Raw genomic sequence first — 22,418 nt, 5'->3', positions numbered from 1 at the left:
CTAGCTCATGGCACTCCTGTCACCGGATCCCGCCGTACCTCAGACCGTGAGCACCTCCGCGTCGGTCGGACCGGCGCCTGGCTGGTCGAACTGGGTGCGGTAAAGCTCCTCGTACCGACCGCCCGCGGCCAGCAGATCGGTATGCGTACCCTGCTCGACGATCTCTCCGGCCTCGATCACCAGGATCTGATCGGCAGCCCGAATCGTGGAGAGCCGGTGCGCGATGACCACCGCAGTCCGGCCTTCCAGCGCCTCGGTGAGCGCCGCCTGGACAGCAGCCTCGTTCGTGGAATCCAGCGCGGCAGTCGCCTCGTCGAGAATGACAACTCGCGGCTGCGCCAGGAGAAGGCGGGCGATCGTCAACCGCTGCCGCTCACCGCCGGACAGCCGGTACCCACGCTCGCCGACGACGGTGTCCAGCTGATCCGGCAACGACCTGATCAGCTCAGCCAACCGCGCCCGCGTCAGCGCGTCCCACAGCTCGTCCTCGGCCGCCTCAGGCCGGGCGAGCAGCAGGTTCTCCCGGATGCTGTCGTGGAACAGGTGCCCGTCCTGCGTCACCATGCCGAGCGTGTCCCGCAACGACTCCGCGCTCACATCTCGTACGTCGACGCCCGCGAGCTTCACCGACCCGGAGTCGACGTCGTACAACCGCGGAATCAGCTGGGCGATCGTCGACTTGCCGGCGCCGGACGAGCCGACCAGGGCGACCATCTGACCCGGCTCGGCGCGGAACGACACGTCGTGCAGCACCTCGACCCCGCCGCGGGTGTCCAGTTTCGCGACCTCCTCCAGCGACGCCAGCGAGACCTTGTCCGCCGACGGGTACGCGAACTTCACGTGCGAGAACTCGACCGACACCGGCCCGGCAGGCACGGTCCCGGCGTCCGGCTTGTCCTTGATCAGCGGCTCGAGGTCCAGCACCTCGAAGACCCGCTCGAAGCTGACCAGCGCGGTCATCACCTCGAGCCGCGCACTCGCCAGCGCGGTGAGCGGCGAGTAGAGCCGAGTCAGCAGCAGCGCCATCGACACGACCGCGCCCGCGTCAAGCTGGTCGCGCAACGCGTAGAAGCCGCCCAACCCGTACACCACGGCCAGCGCAAGCGCCGACACCAGCGTCAGCGAGGTGACGAACACCCACTGCACCATCGCGGTCCGCACACCGATGTCACGCACCCGCCGCGCCCGGATCGCGAACTCCGCCGACTCCCGCGCGGGCCGGCCGAACAGCTTGACCAGTGTCGCGCCCGGCGCCGAGAATCGCTCGGTCATCTGAGTGCTCATCGTCGCGTTGTAGTTCGCCGCCTCCCGCTCCAGCGACGCCAGCCGGTTCCCGATCCGGCGCGCCGGTACGACGAAGATCGGCAGGATCACCAGCGCGAGCAGAGTGATCTGCCATGACACGCGCAGCATCACGACCAGCGTGAGCACCAGCATCACGAGGTTGCTGACCACACCGGAGAGCGTGTCGCTGAACGCGCGCTGCGCACCGATCACGTCGTTGTTGAGCCGCGACACCAGCGCACCGGTCCGCGTGCGGGTGAAGAAGGCGATCGGCATTCGCTGGATGTGGTCGAACACCGCGGTGCGCAGGTCGAGGATCAGTCCCTCACCGATCTGCGCCGACAGCCAGCGAGTCAGCAGACCCAGCCCGGCCTCGGCGACGGCGATGATCGCGATCAGGACGGCCAGCCACAGCACCGTGCTGAACGCCTTCCCGCCGACTATCGCGTCGACGACGTTCCCGGCCAGCACCGGCGTGGCCACCGCGAGGATCGCGGCGCCGACACTCAGCAGCAGGAACAGGATCAGCGCCCGCCGGTGCGGCCGCGCGAACGCGAGGATCCGTTTCAGCGTCGCACGCGAGAAGGGCCGCTTCTCGTCCTGTCGGTGCATCGCGTGGTACATCGACGTCCACGCGGTCATTTCCATACTCACAGCGAGACTCCGGCAGCTCGGTTGTCCTGGGAACGCCGATGATCTCGCGGACCACCGACAGTTTCCGACGCTAGAACCTCAACAATCCTTGAGGTCAACTTCCTTCCCAACTGGGTACACTGTACGAAGTAACCGCACCACTGTAGCCGGTCGGAGAAGGCGACGCACATGAATACCGAGTACACCGGCAGCGGCGACCCCGCGAAGAGCCTGGAGCTGCTCTGGCGCCGCCGCCCGCAGCCGACCCGCGGGCCCAAGCCGGCGCTCACCGTCGAGCGCATCGTCGAAGCCGCACTGCGGATCGCCGACGCCGAAGGGATCGGCGGCATGTCGATGCGCCGGGTCGCCGACGAGCTCGGCGCCGGCGCGATGACGCTGTACCGCTACTTCCCGGGCAAGGCCGAGCTCCTCGACGTCATGCTCGACACCGTGTACGGCGAACTGCCGCGACGTGACGTGGACGGCGGCTGGCGCGCCAAGCTCGACGAGGTCGCCCGGGAGAACCGTGAGCTGTACCTGCGCCACCCGTGGCTGCTCCAGGTCGCTATCAGCCGGCCGCCGCTCGGTCCGCAGGTGATGGCGAAGTACGAGTACGAGCTGTCCGCCGTCGAGGGGATCGGCCTGACCGACATCGAGATGGACGACACGGTCGCACTGGTCAACGGGTACGTGCACGGCGCCGTACGGACTGCTGTGGAGGCGCGGCAGGTGATCCAGCGGTCGGGGATGACCGACAAGGAGTGGTGGCTGGCGCACGTGCCGCACCTGGACAAGATCGGCGACGCGCAGAAGTTCCCGCTCGCCTCCCGGGTCGGGACCGCGGTCGGGAATGAGTTCGACGCACCCTACGACTCCGATCATGCGTTCGAATACGGTCTCGCGAGGCTGCTGGAGGGCGTATCCGCGCTGGTGGAGAACCGGTCTGGCCCGAAAGCGTAAACGCAGTTGTGAGTGAGTACTCACTCAGTTAATCTCGATGCGTGACACCACGAGCGACCCCACTGCCACCGGAAGAGCGACGCGCGGCCATCGTCAAAGCCGCGCTGCCGCTGCTCGAGGAGTACGGCGTGGAGGTGAGCACCAAGCAGATCGCGGAGGCTGCCGGGATCGCCGAGGGCACCATCTTCCGTGCCTTCGGTAGCAAGGACGCGCTCATCGATGCGGCGATGGCGACCGCGTTCGACAGCTCCGACCTGATCACCGCGCTGGAGCAGGTCGACCGCTCGCTGCCGTTGCGGGAGCGGATGGTCGCCGCCGTCGAGATCGGCCAGAACCGGCTGCGCGGCGTCTTCAAACTCATGTTCGCGCTGCGGATGCGGCGCCCGCCGGAGTTCAAGGGCACGGCGTTCGACGAGGCTCGCCGCAAGCGGCAGTCCGACCTGGCCAACCTGGCCTTCGCCGACCTGCTCCGACCGGACGCGGACCAACTGCGCTTCACGCCTGAGGAAGTGGTCCGCCGGATCGGGCTGATCACCTTCTCGGCCACCCACCCAATGATTTCGGGCGGTTCGGTGCTGTCCTCCGAGGAGATCGTCGACTTCGCCCTCGACGGTCTCCGCCAGCGTGGCAGCGACCAGCCGGGCGCCCGTGAGGCCGCCGAGCTCGCCCTCGACGGCCCTCGCACCAACGACTCTGGGGATGCCTGATGTTATTGCGAATCTTGCGTACGCAGCTGCGGCCGTACGCGGGAAACCTGACCATGGTGGTCGTCCTGCAGCTGATCGGGACGATCGCCTCCCTCTACCTGCCCAGCCTGAACGCCGACATCATCGACAACGGTGTGGCCAAGGGCGACACCGGCTACATCATGGAGACCGGCGGCTGGATGCTCGGCGTCAGCCTCGTGCAGATCATCTGCACGGTGCTCGCCGTCTACTTCGGCGCCAAGACCGCCGCCCTGCTGGGCCGGGACCTGCGCGCTGCGGTGTTCCACCGGGTCGGGGAGTTCTCGGCCCGTGAGGTGAACCAGTTCGGCGCGCCGACGCTGATCTCCCGCAGTACCAACGACGTCACCCAGATCCAGATGCTCGTGGTCACCACTTGCACGATGCTGGTGGCCGCGCCGATCACCATGGTCGGCGGCGTGGTGATGGCGGTCCGCGAGGACGTCGGCCTGTCCTGGCTGGTGGCGGTCGCCGTCCCGTTGCTGGCGGCGTCGGTCGGCCTCATTGCCAGCCGGATGGTCCCGCAGTTCCGGCGGATGCAGAAGAACGTCGACGGCGTGAACCGGGTGCTGCGCGAGCAGATCACCGGCATCCGGGTGGTCCGGGCGTTCGTCCGCGAGCCGCACGAGGTGGAGCGGTTCGGGGAGGCGAACGCGAACCTCACCGACACCGCGATCAGGGCCGGCCGGCTGATGGCGCTCGTCTTCCCAGTGGTGATGCTGATCCTGAACCTGTCCAGCATCGCGGTGCTCTGGTTCGGCGCCTCCCGGGTGGAGAGCGGGACGATGGAAGTCGGTGCACTGACCGCCTTCCTGAGCTACCTGATCCAGATCCTGTTCTCGGTGATGATGGCGACGTTCGTCATGATCATGGTGCCGCGCGCCTCGGTGTGCGCGGACCGGATCGCCGAGGTGCTCGACACCGAGTCCTCGGTCCGCCCGCCGGTCACCCCGATCCGCACCTTCACCGGTCGCGGCCAGTTGGTGTTCGAGAACGCCTCGTTCCAGTACCCGGGGGCGGCCGAGCCGGTGCTGCGCGACATCAGCTTCGTCGCCTCGCCGGGCCAGACGACCGCCATCATCGGCAGCACCGGCGCCGGCAAGACGACGCTGCTGTCCCTGGTTCCACGGTTGTTCGACGCGACCGCGGGCCGGGTGCTGGTGGATGGAATCGATGTTCGCGACATCGAGCCGGAGGCCTTGTGGGAGCGCATCGGCCTGGTGCCGCAACGCCCGTACCTGTTCTCCGGGACCGTTGCGAGCAACCTGCGGTACGGCAACCCGGACGCCACCGACGAGGAGCTCTGGACGGCGCTGGAGATTGCTCAGGGCAAGGACTTCGTCGAGGCGATGCCGGAGGAGCTGGACGCGCCGATCGCGCAGGGCGGCACGAACGTGTCCGGCGGTCAGCGGCAGCGGCTCGCGATCGCGCGGGCGCTGGTCCGCAAACCGGAGATCTACCTGTTCGACGACTCGTTCTCCGCGCTCGACCTGGCCACCGACGCCCGCTTGCGGTCGGCGCTGCGGCCGGTCACGGCGGAGGCGTGTGTGGTGATCGTGGCGCAACGCGTGTCCACGATCGTGGATGCCGACCAGATCGTGGTGATCGAGGACGGCGCGATCGTCGGCAAGGGGACGCATGACGAGTTGCTCGAGGGCTGCCCGACGTACGTCGAGATCGTCGAGTCCCAGCGGTCCGCGGAGGAGGCGGCATGAGCGAGGAGAACAAGACACCGCCGCCGTCTCCGAACGGTCAGGGGCCGGCGACGGTCAAGGCAACTGAACGGCCGACCACTGGGCGGGCGTTCGGTCCGCCTGGCGGGATCCCGGGGGACAAGTCGCTCGACTTCCTCCCGTCGGCGAAGCGGCTGCTGGCCAGGCTGCGTCCGCACCGGACGCAGGTGTTCGGTGTCATCATGCTGGCGATCGGCAGCGTCACGCTGTCGGTGCTCGGCCCGAAGATCCTCGGCCGGGCGACCGACATCATCTTCGCCGGCGCGATCGGCAAGGGCCTGCCCAGCGGGGTGAGCAAGGAGCAGGTGATCGAGCAGACCCGGGCCTCGGGCAACGGGCGGCTGGCCGACCTGCTGCAGGGGATCGACCTGATCCCGGGGGTCGGCATCGACTTCGATGCCCTGCGCAACGTGCTGCTTCTGGTGCTGTGCCTGTATGCCGGGTCGTTCGTACTGTCCTGGATGCAGGGCTACATCCTGAACGGCATCGTCCAGCGCACCATCTTCGACCTGCGGTCCGAGGTGGAGGACAAGCTCAACCGGCTGCCGCTGAGCTACTTCGACGGCGCACCCCGCGGCGAGCTGCTGAGCCGGGTGACCAACGACATCGACAACATCTCGACCAGCCTGCAGCAGACGCTGAGCCAGTTGCTGACCTCGGTGCTGACGGTGATCGGCGTGGTGACGATGATGTTCGTGGTCTCGCCGCTGCTGGCGCTGATCGCGCTCGTCACGATCCCGATCTCGATGATCGTGACGGCGGCGATCGCCAAGCGGTCGCAGACCCGGTTCGTGGCGCAATGGCGGCACACCGGTGCGCTGAACGGCCAGATCGAGGAGGCGTTCACCGGGCACGAGCTGGTGAAGGTCTTCGGCCGGCAGCAGGAGATCGAGGCGGACTTCGCGAAGAAGAACGAGGAGCTGTACCAGGCCGCGTTCGGGGCGCAGTTCATCTCCGGCTTGATCATGCCGCTGATGATGTTCATCGGGAACGTGAACTACGTGGTGATCGCGGTGGTCGGCGGTCTGCGGGTCGCCTCCGGCACGATGTCGCTGGGTGACGTCCAGGCGTTCATCCAGTACTCGCGCCAGTTCACCCAGCCGCTCACCCAGGTGGCGTCGATGGCGAACCTGCTGCAGTCCGGGGTCGCCTCGGCCGAGCGGGTGTTCGAGGTGCTGGACGCCAAGGAGCAGGTGCCGGACGACGCGACGCCGGAGAAGGTCACCGACGCGCGGGGACGGGTCGAGTTCGAGCACGTGTCGTTCTCGTACGACCCGGACAAGCCGCTGATCACCGACCTGAGCCTGGTCGCCGAACCCGGCCAGACGGTCGCGATCGTCGGCCCGACCGGAGCCGGCAAGACCACGCTGGTCAACCTGATCATGCGGTTCTACGAGCTGAACGGCGGCCGCATCACCCTGGACGGGGTCGACATCACCGAGCTGACCCGGCACGATCTGCGGTCGCGGATCGGCATGGTGCTGCAGGACACCTGGCTGTTCGGCGGCACGATCCGGGACAACCTGCAGTACGGCAACCTCAACGCCACTGAGGACGACATGCTCGCTGCGGCCAAGGCGACGTACGTCGATCGGTTCGTGCACAGCCTGCCGGATGGGTACGACACGGTGATCGACGAGGAGGGCAGCAACGTCAGCGCCGGTGAGAAGCAGTTGCTGACCATCGCGCGGGCGTTCCTGGCCGATCCGCAACTGCTGATCCTGGACGAGGCGACCAGCTCGGTCGACACCCGCACCGAGGTCCTGGTGCAACGAGCGATGGCTGCACTGCGGTCGGACCGGACCAGCTTCGTGATCGCGCACCGGCTCTCGACCATCCGCGACGCCGACCTGATCCTCGTCATGGAGGACGGCGCGATCGTCGAGCAGGGCAACCACCAGGAGCTCCTGGCGGTGGACGGCGCCTACGCCCGGCTCTACAACGCCCAGTTCAGCGGTGCGGTCGTCGACATCGACGAAGAAGCTCCTGCGGTCGCCGGCCCACCCGGCGGCGCCGTCCGCGTCTGAGCCATTCGAGCAGGTGGCTGCGGAAGCTGACAGCTGGAGGGGTGCCACCCGCCACGGGTGGCACCCTCAGTGTTCACTTCGGTACGACGAGGTGGGGTTTCAGGGCGAGCAGGACACCCAGGGTTGCGTAGCCGATCAGTAGGTGGGTTCCGCCGACCCAGCGGGAGGCCTGGTCGCCGAAGACGATCATCGACGGGACGGTCACGACGGCCCAGCTCTCGGCGACCAGCGGCCACCACCGCAGGACGCCGCGCCAGCGACCGGCGAACGCGATCTTCACGGCGATCACCGCCATCCCGAGCATCGAGAGCGGCCAGCAGATGTCCAGCGGGACCAGCCAGGCCGCGTCCTGGTGCGGCGCCGGCAGCACCCCGTGGAGCAGCGACCAGACACTGGCGATCCCGAGGATCACCGCCTCGACCTTCAGCAGTACGACGGACCCGCGGGACAGCCCGGTCGCCCGAGTCCTGAACTGGATCGCGAGCAGGCAGAATACGCCGAGCTGGAACGCGAGCCCGGTCAGGTCCCCGATCCGCCCGGGCACCCCGTCGTTCACCGTGGTGAACGCGAAGATGCTCGCGGCCCAGGTCAGTGTCCCCGCGGTCAGTCCCAGACCGAGTCGCCGGATCGTGCGTTCCGCCGGAGGGGCAGCCATGCGCAGCGTCGGTGCTACGTCGGTGCGAGCCCTAGCAGGCGTGGTAGTCATTGCAGTTCCTCCCCCTGAGGTTTGTCTTGGCACCGAGTCTTCGGGGCCGGCCGACCCGGGAGGCAGGGCCTGGCGTCCCCGGCTGTGTCCCGAGTCAGGAAGGGACAGCTGACCCGCGACGGCGGGACACACTCTGGGTGACAATGCAGCCGTGGGGGAGGACACGCGGAGGGTATGGGGGACGGCTGTACTCGGGGCAGCCGCGCTCCTGCTGGTCGTTGCCACAGTGGCGCTCGACCTCCGGAACGTGGACCCGCCGCCCGCGGCGGAGCTGGACGCGGGCTGGACCGCCGCCCTGTCCGGACTCGCGCAGCTCATCCCGGGCCTGCTGCTCCTGCAGCGCCTCCCTAGGCATCCGATCGCCTGGATCCTGACCGGCTCCGGTCTGTTGTGGATCGTCGACGGGTTCGCCTCGAGCTGGGCGACGTACGCGATCTACACGTCGCCCGGGCTGCCCGGCGCGTCGGCGGCGTACTGGTTCTACTCTCGCTTCGGGGCGTTCCTGCTGCTCGGCTTGCCGCTGCTCATCCTGCTCTTCCCGGACGGGAGGCTGCCGACCGCGCGGCTCTGGCGGTGGCTGTCGATCGTCAGCCTCGCGCTGACCATGCTGCTCCCGCTGCTGCTTCTGGTGGCGCCGATGGAGACGCTGCAGCGGTACCACAACGCCGCGCTGCCGCCTGAGATCACCCAGTTGTCGCTGGATCCGTTCAGCATCGACCTGCCGTACGGCGTCTGGGAGCCGCTGCTGCGCGTCGCCTACACGGCCGTGCTCGTGAGTCTCGTCGTACCGTTCGCGGTGACCGTGCACCGCTATCGCGCGGCGGAGCGGGAGCGGCGGGCGCAGATCCGCTGGCTGATGTGGGCCGCGCTGATCGACATGATCGTGCTGATCGTCCCGTTCGAGAACCCGCCCGCCGTCTCGGCGATCATGTTCGGCCTGGCAATCGCGCTGACCTCGGCGGCGATCGTCGTCGCGGTCACCAAGCACCGCCTGTACGACGTCGATCGGTTGCTCTCGGCGACCTTCCTGTACGGCGTCCTCGCGGTCCTCGTGGTCGGCGTCGACCTGGCCGTGTTCGCGATCGCGGGCGGGGTGCTCGGCGAGCGGGACGCGGCGCTGGTCGCGATCGCGGTCGTTGCCGTGCTCTACGCACCGCTGCGCAGCCGCCTCTGGAAGTGGGTACGGCGTCTCGTTCGGGGCTCACGCGAGGACCCGTACGCCACGATGTCCACCCTGGCCGAGCGGCTCGAGTCGGCCGCCGATCCCGACGAGCAGCTCCAGGCCGTCGCCCGCACGCTGGCCGAAGCGTTCCGGCTCCCGTACGTCCGGGTGGAGATCGAGCGATCCGGCGGTCGGCTCGCGATCGTCGAGCACGGTCGAGCCTCCGGACCGACCCACGCGCTGCCCGTCGGTTATCGCGGCGAGCCCGTCGGGCGACTGGTGTTCTGTCCCGGCGACGGTACGGCGCTGTCCGAGCGGGACCAACGACTGCTGGGCGATCTGGTCAGGCAGGCGGCGGCCGCGGCGCGGGCCAGCGAGTTGAGCACCGAGCTGCAGCAGGGCCGGAGTCGGCTGGTCGCCGCGCGCGAGGAGGAGCGCCGCCGGCTGCGTCGCGATCTGCACGACAGCCTGGGCCCGAGCCTCGGCGCGGTCGCGCTGCGGATCGAGACTGCCCGGAACCTCGCGAAGTCCGCGCCGGCGGAGGCTGATCGGATGCTCGACCAGGCGACGACCGAGGTGGCTGCGGCGTTGGCCGACGTACGGCGACTGGTCTACGACCTGCGACCGCCGTCGCTGGACGAGCTCGGGCTGGTGCGGGCGATCGAGCAACAGGCTGAGCGTTTCCGGTTGGGTGGTTTGGCAGTGTCGGTCGATGCCGAGACGCTCGGTCCGTTGCCGGCCGGCGTGGAGGTGGCGGCGTACCGGATCGCGTCCGAGGCGTTGACGAACGTCGCCCGGCACGCGGAAGCCAGCCGGTGTGACATCACGCTGCGGGTCGACGGGACGGCGTTGGAGTTGTCGGTGAGCGATGACGGAGTCGGGATCGGTGAGGAGGTGACCGCAGGCGTGGGGATGCTGTCGGTGCGGGAGCGGGCCGCCGAGCTCGGGGGAGTCTGCAGTGTCACGTGCCCGGCGAGTGGTGGCACCGTGGTCCGGGTGACGTTGCCGCTCGACGCCGTACCGGAGGTTGTCCATGGCTGAGTCGGTCCGGGTGCTGCTGGCCGATGACCATCCCGTTTACCGGGACGGACTGGCTGCACTGCTCGGCTCGCTGGATGGCGTCGAGGTCGTCGGTACGGCGGCTGACGGGGTGGAGGCCGTGGACCGCGCACGGGAGTTGCAGCCGGATGTGGTCGTGATGGACGTGCAGATGCCACGGCTGGACGGGATCGAGGCAACCCGGGCGATCACCGCGGACAGCCCGCACATCGGCATCGTCGTACTCACGATGGCCGAGGAGGACCAGACCCTGTTCGCCGCGATGCGCGCCGGGGCTCGCGGGTATCTGCTGAAGGGCGCGAACCAGGCCGAGATCGTCCGCGCGATCACCGCCGTCGCTCAGGGCGAGGCGATCTTCGGACCGGCCATCGCCCGCCGGGTCGCCGAGTTCTTCAGCGCGGCTCCGGCCGCGGCGCCGGGGAGCCCGTTCCCGCAGCTCACCAGCCGGGAGCACGAGATCCTCGAGCTGGTCGCGGCCGGCTGCTCGAACGCCCAGATCGCGTCCGAGCTGTACCTGTCTCCGAAGACGGTCCGCAACAACGTGTCGAACATCTTCGCCAAGCTGCACGTCGCCGACCGGGCCGAGGCCATCATCCGGGCCCTCGACGCCGGGCTGGGCCGCTGAAAGGTTGCTGACGACAACCTTAGGTGCGAGCTGCGTCACAAGCCGGCCTGGCGATGTCACACTGCACCCCCGCTTTCCCTCTCAGGACGCCGGCAGGCCGAGTTCGCTGCGGCTGTCACATCGTTCCTTGCCGCCACCCCGTGAGGGTTTTTGACTGGACAGTCAAGAATGGGTTAGCGTCGGGGCATGGCCAGACCGCGGAAGTTCAGCGACAGCGCCGTCCTCGACGCGGCGATGGAGGTGTTCTGGGAGCAGGGGTACGAGGCGACCAGTACGCAGGACCTGTGTGAGCGCACGGGGTTGCAGCGGGGGAGTCTCTACAACGCGTACGCGAGCAAGCATGCGATCTACGAAGCCGCGATCAAGCGGTACGCCGCCACTCGCGCCGCGCAGCAGCTGGACGAGCTGGCGCCAACCGACGGCTCGGTCCGCGCCCGGCTGCGGAGCCTGATGCTCAGCATGGTCGAGCTCGACCTGAACGATCCCGGTCGGCGCGGCTGCCTCGCGCTCAACGCCGCAACCGAGGCCAGCGGCCGGACCGGCGACGTCGCCGGGCTGGTGCATCAGCAGTTCAAGGACCTCGAGGAAGCACTCGTCGTCCTGATCACGATCGGGCAGGAGTCCGGTGAGTTGTCGGCGGGCCGGTCGCCGACGCAGATCGCGCGGATGTTCCAGAGCGCGTACTACGGCCTGCGCGTGCTGGCCAAGGTCACCGACGACCGCCAGGCGCTGCTCGACGTGGTCGACGGCACCATCGCTGCGCTCTGATGCGCGGTCCGCTTCCGGCGCTGCTGGTCTGCGTCTTCGGCGTCACCACCGGCGAGTTCGTCCTGGCCGGCATCCTGCCCGCGGTCGCCGACGACCTGGAGGTGTCGGTCCCGGCCGCCGGCTTGCTCGTGACGGCATACGCGCTCGGCATGATCGTCGGCGGACCGTTGCTGACGGCCCTCACCGCGGGCCGGCCGCGCAAGCCGTTGGTGCTCGCGCTGCTGGCCGTCGCGGTCGCCGGCAACCTGCTCTCGGCACTCGCGCCCGGGTACGGCGTTCTGTTCGCGGCACGGGTCGTGACCGCGCTGGTCACCTCGACCTTCTTCGCCAACGCCATCGTGATCGCCGTCTCGGCCGCACCGCCGGACAAGCAAGGTACCACGGTCGCGAAGCTTGCCTTCGGCATGAACCTGGCGATGATTCTCGGCGCGCCGCTCGGCACCTGGATCGGCGACGCCTTCGGCTGGCGAGCCACCTTTGGTGCGATCACGGCCTGCTGCACGGCCGGCCTGGTGCTGGTCAGGTGGCTGGTGCCCGCCGGTCAGACCGGGGTGCGGACCCGGGCGTTGAGCGAGTTCGCGGTCCTCCGCGACCGGGACCTGATCCTCGCGATCGCGATCACCGCGGTCGCGAACATCGGCCTGCTGATGGTGTTCACCTACCTCGCACCGCTCCTGACCGAGGTCAGCTCGTTCGGCGCCGGAGCGATCGCTCCCATGCTCCTGCTGTACGGCGTCGGCGCCACCGTCGGCAACCTGGCCGGCGGCTGGCTGGCCGACCGCGCTCTGCTGCCCTCACAACTCGGCGCGTTGGCGGTGCTCGTCGCGATCTTCCTCGGGCTGTGGGTCACTTCCGGCACGACGATGACAGCTGTCCTGGTCTTCGCCGCGGGAGCGGTCGGCTTCTCCGTGATCCCGGGCATGCAGTCGCGGGTCCTGGCCACCGCGGTGGCGGCGCCGACGTTGGCGATCGCGGTCAACGCATCGGCGTACCAGGTCGCGGCCGCCTTCGCCGGTTGGCTCGGCGGTCGCGTGATCGCCGGGCCAGGGCTGTCCGCCGTGTACCTGACCGCGGCTGCGACCACGGTGTTGGGTATCGGCCTGTCCGCGCTGGCCTGGTCTCGTCGGAAGGCGGGTTAGCTCCGGGCGAGGCGCCGTACCGCGAGCTCGGCCAGCAGGGCGGACGCGTCCGGGAGGATCGAGTCGTCGAAGTCGGCCAAGGGGGAGTGGTTGTCGGCCGCGGCGTCCGGGTCGGCGGATCGGCAGGCGCTGATGTTGAGGTAGACGCCCGGGACCTCCTGCAGGACGTACGACATGTCCTCGGCGCCGCACCTCGGGTTGGGGCGTTCGCGGAACCGGTCGGCGCCGAAGAGGTCGACGATCGTGGCACGGGCGAACTCGTACTCCGCCGCGTCGTTGACCGTCACCGGGTAGCCGAGTTGGTAGTTCACCTCGGCCGTCAGCCCGTGCGCCGCCGCCATCCCCTCGACCAGCCGGGTCGCCGCCTGCTGGATCGTCGTCCGGGCCGCCTCGGAGAAGGTCCGGACGGTCGCGTCGAAGAACGCGTCGTCCGCGATGATGTTCTCCTTCGTCCCGCCCGCGATCCGCCCGACGGTGAGGACGACCGGGTCGAACACGTCGAACTGCCGCGTCACCATGGCCTGCAAGGCGCCGACGATCTCGCAGAGCACCGGAATCGGATCCTTGCCGCGGTACGGCGTCGCCCCGTGCGTGCCTGCTCCGACGACACGCACGTGCAGCTGGTCGGCCGCGGCCATGAACGGACCGGGTCTGCTGCTCCACATCCCCAATGGCAGGTTGGCCGACCCGACATGCAGCCCGTACGCCGCATCCGCGCGCCGGCCGGCCGCGTCGAGCACGCCTTCGCGGATCATGATCGGCGCGCCGCCGCTGGTCTCCTCACCGGGCTGGAACATGAACACCACGTCGCCGGGGAGCTCGTCCTTCAGCGCGGACAGGATCTTCGCCGCGCCGACCAGGCCGGCGACGTGCAGATCGTGGCCGCAGGCATGCATCATCCCGGGGTGCTGGGAGATGTACGGAACGGCGGTCCGCTCGGTGACCGGGAGCGCGTCCATGTCGCCACGCAGCAGCACGACCGGGCCTGGTCCGCGGCCGCCGCGCAGCACCGCCGTCACCGACGACAGCTCCTTGCCCAGCGTGATCTCGAGCGGCAGGCCTTCGAGTGCGTGCAGGACCAACTGCTGCGTCTTCGGCAGGTCTAGGTCGTACTCGGGAACCTGATGCAGCGCGCGGCGCAGATCGACGATCTCGCCGCGGAACTGCTCGGCGAGCTCGCGCGTGCTCATGCCTTCGGGCCGAGGTTGAGTGCGGACATCACCCGTTGCGCGCTGCTGCCGAGCTCGAGGAGCTCGACCAGGTCGAGCCAGCGTTCGGGGTCCTTCACCTCGTGCGGGATGGTCGCGTCGAACGTCCCGACCGGAGCGTCCTTGGCCACCGCGACGACCTTCGTGGCGACGTCGAGGTAGTCGCTCGCGTCCAGGATCTTCCGCTTCACCGACGGCGACATCGGCGTGCTCGGGTCAGCCGCCGCCGCGCGGATACCGTCCAGGTCGCCGTACGCGGTGACGAGGGAGGCGGCCGTCTTCTCGCCGACGCCCTTCACGCCGGGCAGCCCGTCCGAGGCGTCCCCGCGCAGCGTGGCGAAATCGGCGTACCGGTTGGCGGGGATCTCGTACTTGGCGAGCAGCGCTTTCTCGTCGTACACGTCGGCCCGCCCGACGCCGCGCGCCGCGGTGTAGACGACGCGGATGCCGCGGCTGTCGTCGATGAGCTGGAACAGATCCCGGTCGCCGGTGACGACGTCCACCGGCATCGTCGCCTGGTGGCACAACGTGCCGATCACGTCGTCCGCCTCATGGTCCGCGGCGCCGACGACCGCGATCCCGAGCGCCTCCAGGCAGGCCCGGATGTAGGGCACCTGGACCTCGAGGCGGTCCGGCACGTCCTCGACCTGCTCACCCTTCGGGGTGACGAACTCGACCCGCTGCGCCTTGTACGACGGGATCAGCGCGACCCGCCAGGACGGTCGCCAGTTGTCGTCCCAGCAGGCGACCAGGTGGGTCGGCCGGTGGTTCTCGGTCAGCCGGGCGATGAAGTCGAGCAGGCCGCGGACCGCGTTGGTCGGCGTCCCGTCGGCGGCCTTCATCGTGTCCGGCACGCCGAAGAACGCGCGGAAGTACAGTGACGCGGTGTCCAGCAGCATCAAGCGCTGCGCCGTCTCAGCCATGGGGGGATGCTTTCATGCCGCACCGACAGGTCGCGACGGCACCGAGTTCTTGCCAACGGCGCGTCGTACGCCAAAGATCTGTGTCAGTCGGAGGAGGGGATCCAGATGAGTCGATCGTGGTGGTGGCGGGTGGCGACGGTCCTGGGGTTGCTGGCCGTCGCCCTGCAGGCTGGGCCGGCAGAGGCTGTCGCGGACAAGCCGGTCGCCGTGATGACCCGCAACATCTATCTCGGCGCGGACATCCAGCGGCCGATCCGGGCGACCGCCGGGCTGACCGGCGCCGCTGCGTTCGTCGCGCTCGGCAACGCGAACCACGTCACCCGTGCCATCGTGGATCGGACGAACTTCCCGCGCCGCAGCGAGCTGCTCGCGGCGGAGATCGCCGAGGCGAAGCCGGACCTGATCGGCCTGCAAGAGGTCGCGCTCTGGCGGCACGGTCCGCTGGAGCTGCCGGGTGCCGGCACGCCGGGCGCGCTGAACGCGACCACCGTGGACTACGACTTCCTCTCCATCCTGCTGCAGGACCTCCGACAAGCCGGTGTGCCGTACAAGGCGGTCGCCGTACAGCAGGAGTCCGACGTCGAGGCCCCGTCGTTCGTCGGCAATCCCTTCACCGGCACGGCGACCCAGGGGCGGGACGTGCGGCTCACGGTCCGGGATGTGGTGCTGCTTCGGGCCAGCAGCAACCTGCGGGTCCTGGACTCCGGCGGCGGGCAGTACAACGCGAAGCTCGTGCTCACAGTGGCAGGTCTGCCGGCGACGTTCATCCGTGGGTACAACTGGGTCGACGTGGCGCACGGGTCCGGCCGGCCGTTCCGCTTCGTGAACACCCACTTGGAGGCGTTCAGCTCGGATCTCGCGCTGGCCCAGGCCATGGAGCTGCTCGCGGGTCCAGCGGGTGACCGCGGCCGGACCACGATCATTGCCTGTGACTGCAACTCCGATCCGCTGAACAGCACGGTGAAGCCGACCGATCCACTCGGTACGCCGCACAACGGGCCGTACAACTTCATCGTCGGGCCGGGTGGGTTCGCCGATCTGTGGCTGACCTGGCGGCCGGCGAACCAGGGCTGGACGTCCGGGCTGAACGAGACCGTCGACGAGCCGCCGCCACCGTCGTTCGACCATCGGATCGACATGATCTTCGCGCGACCGGCGCCCGGTGAGCAGGTCCGGGTGATCGCCGGCGAGGTGACCGGGGACGAGACCGGAGACCAGGATCCGGTCACCGGTCTGTGGCCGTCCGACCACGCCGGGGTGGTGCTGACGCTCGACCGCTGACGTGAGAAGGCAAGCGATCCGGGGTCTCGCTCAAGTAATGTCTTGGGAGTGGAGGAACTGGACCGCAAGATCGTGGGCTTGCTGGCGACCGACGGCAGGATGAGTTTCACCGACCTGGGCAAGGCGACCGGCCTGTCCACGTCGGCCGTGCACCAGCGGGTCAAGCGGCTGGAGCAGCGCGGCATCATCCAGGGCTACGCGGCAAAGGTCGACCACACCGCCCTCGACCTGCCGCTCACCGCGCTGATCTCGATCCGGCCGATCGACCCGTCCCAGCCGGACGACTCGCCCGAACGGCTCCGCGAGGTCCGCGAGATCGAGTCCTGCTACTCGGTGGCCGGCGACTCCAGCTACATCCTGGTCGTGCGAGTCGCCTCCCCGGCGGCCCTGGAGAACCTGCTGGCCGTCATCCGCGCCCGCGCCAACGTCTCCACCACGACCACAATCGTCCTCAGCACTCCGTACGAGCGTCGTCCCCCGGCCCTGTGAAAGCACTCCTGGTCGATCTGTTCAGCACGCTCGTTCCCGCCGGCGACGCCGAGCGCGACGCGGTCCACGAGCAGATGTCCGAGACCCTCGGCGTCGACCTCGACGCGTTCCGGCGCGAGTTCGCGGCGACGGCGTACGAGCGCTTTGTCGGCGCGTACGGCGATCTGCCCAGCACGCTTCGCGTGATCGCGCGCCGCACGGGGGTGGACCCGTCGGACAAACAGGTGCTCGACGCAACGGCTCTCCGTCGCGACCTGTCCCGCCGCCTGCTCAACGCCGCCCCGGCCGGCACCTTGGCCGCGCTGGAGGATTTGCGTTCGGCGGGCTGGCGCCTCGGTCTGGTCAGCAACATCACCTCGGAGACCCAGCTCCAGTGGGCCCACAGCCCGCTCCCGCCGTACTTCGAGACCACCGCGTTCTCCGCCGAAGTCGGCGCCGCCAAGCCGGAAGCCAAGATCTACCTGGCCGCCTGCAACGCCCTCGACGTCCCGCCGAGCGACTGCATCTACATCGGCGACGGCAACGACAACGAACTCCCAGCCGCCGCCGCCCTCGGCATGCACGCCATCCGCACCACCGAACACTCCGACAGCGACCCCACCTGGACCGGCCCCACGGTCAGGTCCTTCACCGAGTTGCCCAGCCTGATCGGCGTACCTGCCTGACCGCGCTGGAAATTCGGTGGCTGTGCGGCTGTTCGCGGTCTAGCGTGGCTCGCCGTGCTCACAAACGAACGGATCGTCGGCCAGGCTCTGGACAGAATCGCGGCCGGGTATGTCTTTCCTGAGCTGACCGCGGACATCGACGCCGCGATCCGGCGCCGTCTCGCAGCTGGGGAGTACGACAACCTGGACGGACAGGTTCTCTGCGAGCTGGTGACCACACACCTTCAGGAGGTGTGCCCGGACAAGCATCTGCGGCTGCTCTGGGTGGACGAGCCGCAGTCACTGGATCCGGCGGACGCAGATGAAGGGCGAGCCGCGTTCCTTGCGCTCCTCAAGGCAGAGAACCAGGGGATCCGCCGGGTCGAGCAGTTGGACGGGAACGTCGGGCTCATCGACGTCAGGCGCATCGCGTTCGCCGACGAGGGCGCCGGCGCGATCGGCGCGGCCATGCAGCTGGTCGCCCACAGCAGTGCACTCATCATGGACCTGCGCGCATGCCGCGGCGGTGCACCGGAAGGGGCAGCGATGTGGTGCAGCTACTTCTTCCGCGACGACCAGGTGCACCTCAACGACATCTACGAGCGGTCCACCGGCACCACCCGCCAGTACTGGACGACCGCACACCTTCCTGCGCCGCGCTACGCGGACCGCCCGGTCTACGTACTCACCAGCGAGATCACGTTCTCCGGGGGCGAGGACGTGGCGTACACCCTTCAGGCGCACGGCCGAGCCGTCGTCGTCGGTGAGACGACACGTGGCGGTGCGCATCCGACGGCCCGCCACGCGGTGACCGAACACATCCTCGTGACCGTGCCGACCGCCCGGACCATCAACAGCGTCACCGGCACCAACTGGGAAGGCGTCGGAGTGATCCCCGACGTCCCCGTCCCGGCCGACCACGCGCTCGACACGGCCCTCAAAGCTGCCCTGGACGACTCGGCTAGATCACGACTCGGCTAGACCACGTCGAGCGGCACGGTGCGGACCGGCGGGCAGGTCCACCACGATCGGGTCGTCGGGGTGGACGACCCCGTCGGTCACGACGACGGACATGATGCCGGTCTTGCGTACGACGGTGCCGTCGGGGTCGGTGTGGATGAGCTCTTTGAGCAGGCCGGGGGTGAAGGTGTTGATCTGCTGACACGGGCTGCGCAGGCCGGTGACTTCGAGGACTGCCTCGGGGCCGATGCGTAGCCGGGTGCCCTGGGGGAGTCCGACGAGGTCGATGCCCCGGGTGGTGATGTTCTCACCCAGTTCGCCCGGCTTCACGTCGTACCCGAGCTCCCGGAGCTCGTCGTGCAGCTCGGAGTGGATCAGGTGCACCTGCCGCAGGTTCGGCTGCGTCGGGTCGCGGCGCATCGGCCCCAGGTGCTGGATCGTCCCCCCGGCGTGCGAGTCACCCTCGATCCCGAACCCCGCGATCACCCGGATCGAGCCGAGGTTCGGCTTGCTGAACCGATGCTGGGAATCCGCGCTGACGGCAACCACCGAACGACCCATGCAGACATTCTGCGGCCCGGTGGAAACCGGCACCAGCCGATTCCCACGGGGTGGACCGTCAGTAGCCGCCGGCGTCGATCAGCTGGGACTCGAGGGAGACGAGCCGGATCTTGCCGCCGCCCTTCGGCGGGATCAGCAGCGCGGCATCGACCAGGGATTTCTTGGTCAAGGCGTTGTCGTGCCGCACCGTGCTCGGGCTGTAGGCGACGACAGGCCCGCTCACCCACCTGAGCCAGGAGTTCGGCTGAGCCGTCGCGAGGTAGTCCCTGGTGAGATAGACGAAGACCAGGGCGGTGCCGGACTTGGTCACGAAGGACTCCGGCGGTTCGCTGACGGTCGTGGTGACGGTGGCGGTACGGAAGTACTGCGGCTCTTCGAGCGCCTCGGCCTTGTCCCGCGCGATGCCTGCGAGGTATTCGGTGATTTCCGTGGAGGATGCGAACGACGCGGCGCGGGAGGACTTGGCGCCGACGGTCAGGTACTCGGCGAGGGCCTGCGCGGCTGCTTCTGGAGCGGCCACGAGTTTGGCGTCGTCGGCCTTCGTTGCCGGCCGGACGCCGGCGAGGTCGGGTAGCCTGACGGCTTTCTTCGGGCCCGCGGAGAACGTGAGCAGCCAGGGGCTGCCGGCGGTCTCGCGTTCCCAGACACCCAGGTGCCTGTACTCCGAGGTGCCGGACATCTCGGCCGAGGAGACGAACCGCATCGGGTAGCTGCCGAAGGACGGCGCACCGATCACCGGCTCGGCGTAGGTGTACGGCTTGGTCAGTTTCTTGCCGGCCTTGTCGAGGGCACGGCTGATCCTGAAGTGGGCCTGGCTCTGGCGGAGCAGGTTGCCGGCTTCGACGGTGGCGATCAGCTTGTCGTCACGCTTGCTGCTGGCGGCGTTGTTGACCTCGTTGTAGTGCTCGATGACGGCAGTCGCGGTCTCGTCGGTGACCGCCGGGCGGGTCAGCGTCCGGACGGTGTTCGGCTCGGGGATCGCCGCGCAACCACTGACCAGTGCGAACGCCGCCGTCAGCGCCACACCCCGGCGGAGGGGACCGGCCGGCGACTGCTGAGGCGGAGGCTGCTGCGGACCGGGGTACTGCGGGCCGGGGTATTGCGGGCCGGGTTGGTGCGGACCGGGGGACCAAGGACCGGGCGAGTGCGGTCCGTGCTGCGGCGGGCCGTGGCCGCCCGATGCGGCGGTGACCGGGTCCGGGGTGGGGGTACGGCGGCCGCGGAACAGGATCAGGAAGATGCCCAGGGCAAGCAGCACCAGCCCGGCCGCGAACACGACCAGGGCGGTCAGGAACGCGTCCGGGATCTCGATGCCCAGGTCGGCTTGGACGTCGGGTGCGGTTTTCCCGTCGGCGCTCATGATCACCACGGAGTACGGCCCGTCGGCGATCGGCCAGGTCAGCTCCTGTGTGCCGCCGCCAGAGGTCTTCGCGACCCACCAGTCGAGAGTGTCGGGTGCCGCGAGCGGGCCGGCGGTGCCTTTGACGTCCCGGGTGGAGATGGAGATCGGATACTCGACCTCCACCAGTTCGGTGTGGGCGAGGCCCTTGAGGTAGCTGGCGGCGTCGAAGTCGCGAGCCACGCCGACGAACACCGGTTTGCCGTCGGTCGACCGTGCGTTGACGTGCAGCGTTGGACCGTGCCGGTCCAGCAGCGAGGGAGCGGAGGCGATGGCCAGGCCCTTGCTGGTGAGGTGCTGTTCACCGGAGTAGATCGTGTCGTCCGGACCGACCAGCCAGAAGGCGGCAACAGCTCCGGCGGCACCGATGATCAGGCCGAGCAGGGCGAGCAAGACACCAAGAACAGAGCGGACGACCCGCACACGAACTCCCGAGATCGCGGCAAGCCCCAGGCCGGCCGGACGGTTGACCAGCCGCGATGCTAGCGGTTGCGCAGGGCACTGGAGCGGTCCGGGTCTCGGGTTGCCGGAAGTTGCCGCGCCCAGCGGAACGCCTCCGGTGCCACCCCCTGCATTGGTGGCACCGAAGACGGGATCGGTTAGGTGATCTGCAGGAGTTTCTGGGACTCGGCGGCCTGGCGGGAGGCGGCGGCTCGTTCTTCGGCCTCGGCCAGCGAGGTGCCGGCGTGTTGCTTCCACCACTCCTGGCCGGCGGCGGGGAGGGTGTCGATCGGGTCGTAGTACTCGTAGGTGCGGTTCAGCGCTTCGGGGTCCTGGTGCTCGATGCCGGTGCGGTAGTTCTTCTTCCAGTACGAGATGCCGCGCACCTCGTCGTACTCGGACAGCTGGTGCACCCAGCGCTTGCCGACGTACGGGACGTCGCAGACGATGCGCGGGGTGGCGAAGCCGGGCAGGTAGCCGAGCATGCCGTGCTGCAGGCGCTGCGCGTCGCGCACCGAGACCCGCCAGTGCTCGGAGAACGGGATCATGTCGCACATGTAGAAGTAGTACGGCGTGATCGTCGCGCCGTCGAGGAGCGCGAAGCACAGGTCGAGCAGCTGCGGCACCGAGTCGTTCACGCCGCGCATCAGCACACCCTGGTTGCGCACGTCCCGGATGCCGGCCTCGAACATCGCCTTCGTTGCCTCGGCCACCAATGGCGTGACCGACTGCGCTGCGTTCACATGCGTGTGGATCGCCATCATCACGCCGCGCTCGCGAGCGGTCCGGCTGACCCGCTCGACGCCGGCTCGGACGTCGTCGGACAGCCAGTGCTGCGGCATGCCCATCAGCGCCTTGGTGGCCAGCCGGATGTCGCGGATGTTCTCGATCTCCAGCAGGCTGCTGAGGAACGCCTCCAGCCGCGGCCACGGCATGTTGGCAACGTCACCACCCGACACGACGACGTCGCGGACTCCCGGATTACGGCGCAGGTAGTCGAGCATCGCGTCGAGCCGTGCCTGCGGTTTGGCGACGAACTTCAGCTTGTCGATGACCGGCGTCGAGTTGCCGACCAGGTCCATCCGGGTGCAGTGGCCGCAGTACTGCGGGCAGGTCGGCAGGACCTCCGCCAGCACCTTCGTCGGGTAGCGGTGGGTCAACCCCTCCGTGGCCCACATCTCGTGCTCGTGCAGCGAGTCCCGAGTCGCGTGCGGGTGCGACGGCCAGTCGGTACGACGGTCACTGAACACCGGAAGCATGTAGCGGCGGACCGGGTCGGCGTAGAACGCCTCAGTAAAAGTCCCTGCGTAGTCGTCCGAGTTTGGGACGATGGTGTTCAGCATCTGCGGCGGCAGCAGCATCGACATCGTCGCCCGCTCCGCCTGGTCCCGGGTGAGGTCCTCGTAGAGCCGCTCCTCGAGCAGGTCACCCATCACGTCGCGCAGCTGCTTGACGTTCTTCACGCAGTGCGCGCGCTGCCACTGGACCGAGCGCCACTCCTCGGCCGTCACGTCCTTCCACCCGGGGATGCGGGTCCAGTCCGGCTCCACCAGCTCGGCTCGCCGGTACGCGTACGGCTGGCCGGCGAGGTCATCCGGCTGCGGTGCGGCGAGATCGGGGCTGATCAGGTCGGTCACGAAGGCCTCCGGAGGGCTTCAGGGGCGTGCGGTCTAGGGTGAGGATAGCGATAG

The 22,418-nt window shown here is 69.0% G+C and carries 19 protein-coding genes; 12 read left to right on the top strand and 7 right to left on the bottom strand.

Features of this window, described 5'->3' with window-relative positions; all coding sequences use genetic code 11:
- Positions 1-39: 39 nt before the first annotated feature.
- Positions 40-1,926: an ABC transporter ATP-binding protein gene (locus ACIBL3_RS25685; RefSeq protein WP_396356109.1), complete on the bottom strand. Its 1,887-nt coding sequence runs from the start codon at positions 1,924-1,926 to the stop codon at positions 40-42.
- Positions 1,927-2,106: 180 nt separating this feature from the next.
- Here ACIBL3_RS25685 and ACIBL3_RS25680 point away from each other — a divergent pair, with 180 nt between their 5' ends.
- The 4 genes from ACIBL3_RS25680 to ACIBL3_RS25665 are packed head-to-tail and all read left to right on the top strand — an operon-like array spanning position 2,107 to position 7,362.
- A complete protein-coding gene (locus tag ACIBL3_RS25680; protein ID WP_396356094.1) occupies positions 2,107-2,877 on the top strand; it encodes a TetR/AcrR family transcriptional regulator in 771 nt (256 codons plus the stop codon).
- Between the two features lie 41 nt (positions 2,878-2,918).
- A complete protein-coding gene (locus ACIBL3_RS25675) occupies positions 2,919-3,584 on the top strand; it encodes a TetR/AcrR family transcriptional regulator (RefSeq protein ID WP_396356093.1) in 666 nt (221 codons plus the stop codon).
- Complete coding sequence (locus ACIBL3_RS25670; protein WP_396356092.1) at positions 3,584-5,317, top strand: ABC transporter ATP-binding protein; 1,734 nt, start codon at positions 3,584-3,586, stop codon at positions 5,315-5,317. The genes ACIBL3_RS25675 and ACIBL3_RS25670 overlap by 1 nt, the downstream gene beginning before the upstream one ends.
- Positions 5,314-7,362: an ABC transporter ATP-binding protein gene (locus ACIBL3_RS25665; protein WP_396356091.1), complete on the top strand. Its 2,049-nt coding sequence runs from the start codon at positions 5,314-5,316 to the stop codon at positions 7,360-7,362. The genes ACIBL3_RS25670 and ACIBL3_RS25665 overlap by 4 nt, the downstream gene beginning before the upstream one ends.
- 73 nt (positions 7,363-7,435) lie before the next feature.
- Here the strand turns inward: ACIBL3_RS25665 and ACIBL3_RS25660 are convergent, their stop codons facing one another.
- Positions 7,436-8,068, bottom strand: a complete 633-nt coding sequence (locus ACIBL3_RS25660; protein WP_396356090.1) for a hypothetical protein — start codon at positions 8,066-8,068, stop codon at positions 7,436-7,438.
- 151 nt (positions 8,069-8,219) lie between these two features.
- Here ACIBL3_RS25660 and ACIBL3_RS25655 point away from each other — a divergent pair, with 151 nt between their 5' ends.
- From ACIBL3_RS25655 to ACIBL3_RS25640, 4 genes are all read left to right on the top strand, one after another.
- Complete coding sequence (locus tag ACIBL3_RS25655) at positions 8,220-10,271, top strand: sensor histidine kinase (RefSeq protein ID WP_396356089.1); 2,052 nt, start codon at positions 8,220-8,222, stop codon at positions 10,269-10,271.
- A complete protein-coding gene (locus tag ACIBL3_RS25650; RefSeq protein WP_396356088.1) occupies positions 10,264-10,914 on the top strand; it encodes a response regulator in 651 nt (216 codons plus the stop codon). Before ACIBL3_RS25655 ends, ACIBL3_RS25650 begins: the two co-directional genes overlap by 8 nt.
- Before the next feature lie 186 nt (positions 10,915-11,100).
- Positions 11,101-11,682, top strand: a complete 582-nt coding sequence (locus ACIBL3_RS25645; RefSeq protein WP_396356087.1) for a TetR/AcrR family transcriptional regulator — start codon at positions 11,101-11,103, stop codon at positions 11,680-11,682.
- A complete protein-coding gene (locus ACIBL3_RS25640) occupies positions 11,682-12,821 on the top strand; it encodes an MFS transporter (protein ID WP_396356086.1) in 1,140 nt (379 codons plus the stop codon). Before ACIBL3_RS25645 ends, ACIBL3_RS25640 begins: the two co-directional genes overlap by 1 nt.
- On the opposite strand, the gene ACIBL3_RS25635 is transcribed toward ACIBL3_RS25640, so the two are convergent.
- Both ACIBL3_RS25635 and ACIBL3_RS25630 read right to left on the bottom strand, forming a co-directional pair.
- Complete coding sequence (locus ACIBL3_RS25635; protein WP_396356085.1) at positions 12,818-14,011, bottom strand: M20 family metallopeptidase; 1,194 nt, start codon at positions 14,009-14,011, stop codon at positions 12,818-12,820. The two genes, ACIBL3_RS25640 and ACIBL3_RS25635, sit on opposite strands and share 4 nt — an antisense overlap.
- Positions 14,008-14,928, bottom strand: a complete 921-nt coding sequence (locus tag ACIBL3_RS25630) for a 5'-3' exonuclease H3TH domain-containing protein (protein WP_396356108.1) — start codon at positions 14,926-14,928, stop codon at positions 14,008-14,010. Before ACIBL3_RS25630 ends, ACIBL3_RS25635 begins: the two co-directional genes overlap by 4 nt.
- 129 nt (positions 14,929-15,057) lie before the next feature.
- On the opposite strand from ACIBL3_RS25630, the gene ACIBL3_RS25625 reads away from it, so the two are divergent.
- The 4 genes from ACIBL3_RS25625 to ACIBL3_RS25610 are packed head-to-tail and all read left to right on the top strand — an operon-like array spanning position 15,058 to position 18,347.
- On the top strand, positions 15,058-16,233 hold the full coding sequence (locus ACIBL3_RS25625) for an endonuclease/exonuclease/phosphatase family protein (RefSeq protein ID WP_396356084.1): 1,176 nt from the start codon (positions 15,058-15,060) through the stop codon (positions 16,231-16,233).
- A 48-nt stretch (positions 16,234-16,281) separates the two neighbouring features.
- Positions 16,282-16,722 carry an Lrp/AsnC family transcriptional regulator gene (locus ACIBL3_RS25620; protein ID WP_396356083.1) on the top strand — a complete coding sequence of 147 codons (441 nt, stop codon included), beginning with the start codon at positions 16,282-16,284 and terminating at the stop codon, positions 16,720-16,722.
- Positions 16,719-17,387, top strand: a complete 669-nt coding sequence (locus ACIBL3_RS25615) for an HAD family hydrolase (protein WP_396356082.1) — start codon at positions 16,719-16,721, stop codon at positions 17,385-17,387. The genes ACIBL3_RS25620 and ACIBL3_RS25615 overlap by 4 nt, the downstream gene beginning before the upstream one ends.
- Positions 17,388-17,441: 54 nt before the next feature.
- On the top strand, positions 17,442-18,347 hold the full coding sequence (locus ACIBL3_RS25610) for a S41 family peptidase (protein WP_396356081.1): 906 nt from the start codon (positions 17,442-17,444) through the stop codon (positions 18,345-18,347).
- On the opposite strand, the gene ACIBL3_RS25605 is transcribed toward ACIBL3_RS25610, so the two are convergent.
- The 3 genes from ACIBL3_RS25605 to ACIBL3_RS25595 form a co-directional block, all read right to left on the bottom strand.
- Complete coding sequence (locus ACIBL3_RS25605) at positions 18,333-18,887, bottom strand: MOSC domain-containing protein (protein ID WP_396356080.1); 555 nt, start codon at positions 18,885-18,887, stop codon at positions 18,333-18,335. The genes ACIBL3_RS25610 and ACIBL3_RS25605 overlap by 15 nt on opposite strands.
- A 58-nt stretch (positions 18,888-18,945) precedes the next feature.
- Positions 18,946-20,709, bottom strand: coding sequence for a hypothetical protein (locus tag ACIBL3_RS25600; protein ID WP_396356079.1), 1,764 nt, complete (start codon positions 20,707-20,709; stop codon positions 18,946-18,948).
- A 176-nt stretch (positions 20,710-20,885) separates the two neighbouring features.
- On the bottom strand, positions 20,886-22,364 hold the full coding sequence (locus ACIBL3_RS25595; RefSeq protein WP_396356078.1) for a KamA family radical SAM protein: 1,479 nt from the start codon (positions 22,362-22,364) through the stop codon (positions 20,886-20,888).
- Between the last annotated feature and the right edge of the window lie 54 nt (positions 22,365-22,418).

Origin of the sequence: Kribbella sp. NPDC050124, from assembly GCF_044460355.1 — a bacterium.
Taxonomy (GTDB): Bacteria; Actinomycetota; Actinomycetes; order Propionibacteriales; family Kribbellaceae; genus Kribbella.
The sequence above is the reverse complement of the archived record's forward strand: the minus strand, read 5'-3'. Positions and strand labels throughout refer to the sequence as shown.

What these genes read in the sequence shown, in the direction of transcription:
- ACIBL3_RS25660 (WP_396356090.1), bottom strand. Translation starts at nt 8,068, where the DNA reads ATGACTACCACGCCTGCTAGGGCTCGCACCGACGTAGCACCGACGCTG.
- ACIBL3_RS25650 (WP_396356088.1), top strand. Translation starts at nt 10,264, where the DNA reads ATGGCTGAGTCGGTCCGGGTGCTGCTGGCCGATGACCATCCCGTTTAC.
- ACIBL3_RS25605 (WP_396356080.1), bottom strand. Translation starts at nt 18,887, where the DNA reads ATGGGTCGTTCGGTGGTTGCCGTCAGCGCGGATTCCCAGCATCGGTTC.
- ACIBL3_RS25625 (WP_396356084.1), top strand. Translation starts at nt 15,058, where the DNA reads ATGAGTCGATCGTGGTGGTGGCGGGTGGCGACGGTCCTGGGGTTGCTG.
- ACIBL3_RS25645 (WP_396356087.1), top strand. Translation starts at nt 11,101, where the DNA reads ATGGCCAGACCGCGGAAGTTCAGCGACAGCGCCGTCCTCGACGCGGCG.
- ACIBL3_RS25630 (WP_396356108.1), bottom strand. Translation starts at nt 14,928, where the DNA reads ATGCTGCTGGACACCGCGTCACTGTACTTCCGCGCGTTCTTCGGCGTG.
- ACIBL3_RS25665 (WP_396356091.1), top strand. Translation starts at nt 5,314, where the DNA reads ATGAGCGAGGAGAACAAGACACCGCCGCCGTCTCCGAACGGTCAGGGG.
- ACIBL3_RS25670 (WP_396356092.1), top strand. Translation starts at nt 3,584, where the DNA reads ATGTTATTGCGAATCTTGCGTACGCAGCTGCGGCCGTACGCGGGAAAC.
- ACIBL3_RS25685 (WP_396356109.1), bottom strand. Translation starts at nt 1,926, where the DNA reads ATGACCGCGTGGACGTCGATGTACCACGCGATGCACCGACAGGACGAG.
- ACIBL3_RS25680 (WP_396356094.1), top strand. Translation starts at nt 2,107, where the DNA reads ATGAATACCGAGTACACCGGCAGCGGCGACCCCGCGAAGAGCCTGGAG.
- ACIBL3_RS25635 (WP_396356085.1), bottom strand. Translation starts at nt 14,011, where the DNA reads ATGAGCACGCGCGAGCTCGCCGAGCAGTTCCGCGGCGAGATCGTCGAT.
- ACIBL3_RS25640 (WP_396356086.1), top strand. Translation starts at nt 11,682, where the DNA reads ATGCGCGGTCCGCTTCCGGCGCTGCTGGTCTGCGTCTTCGGCGTCACC.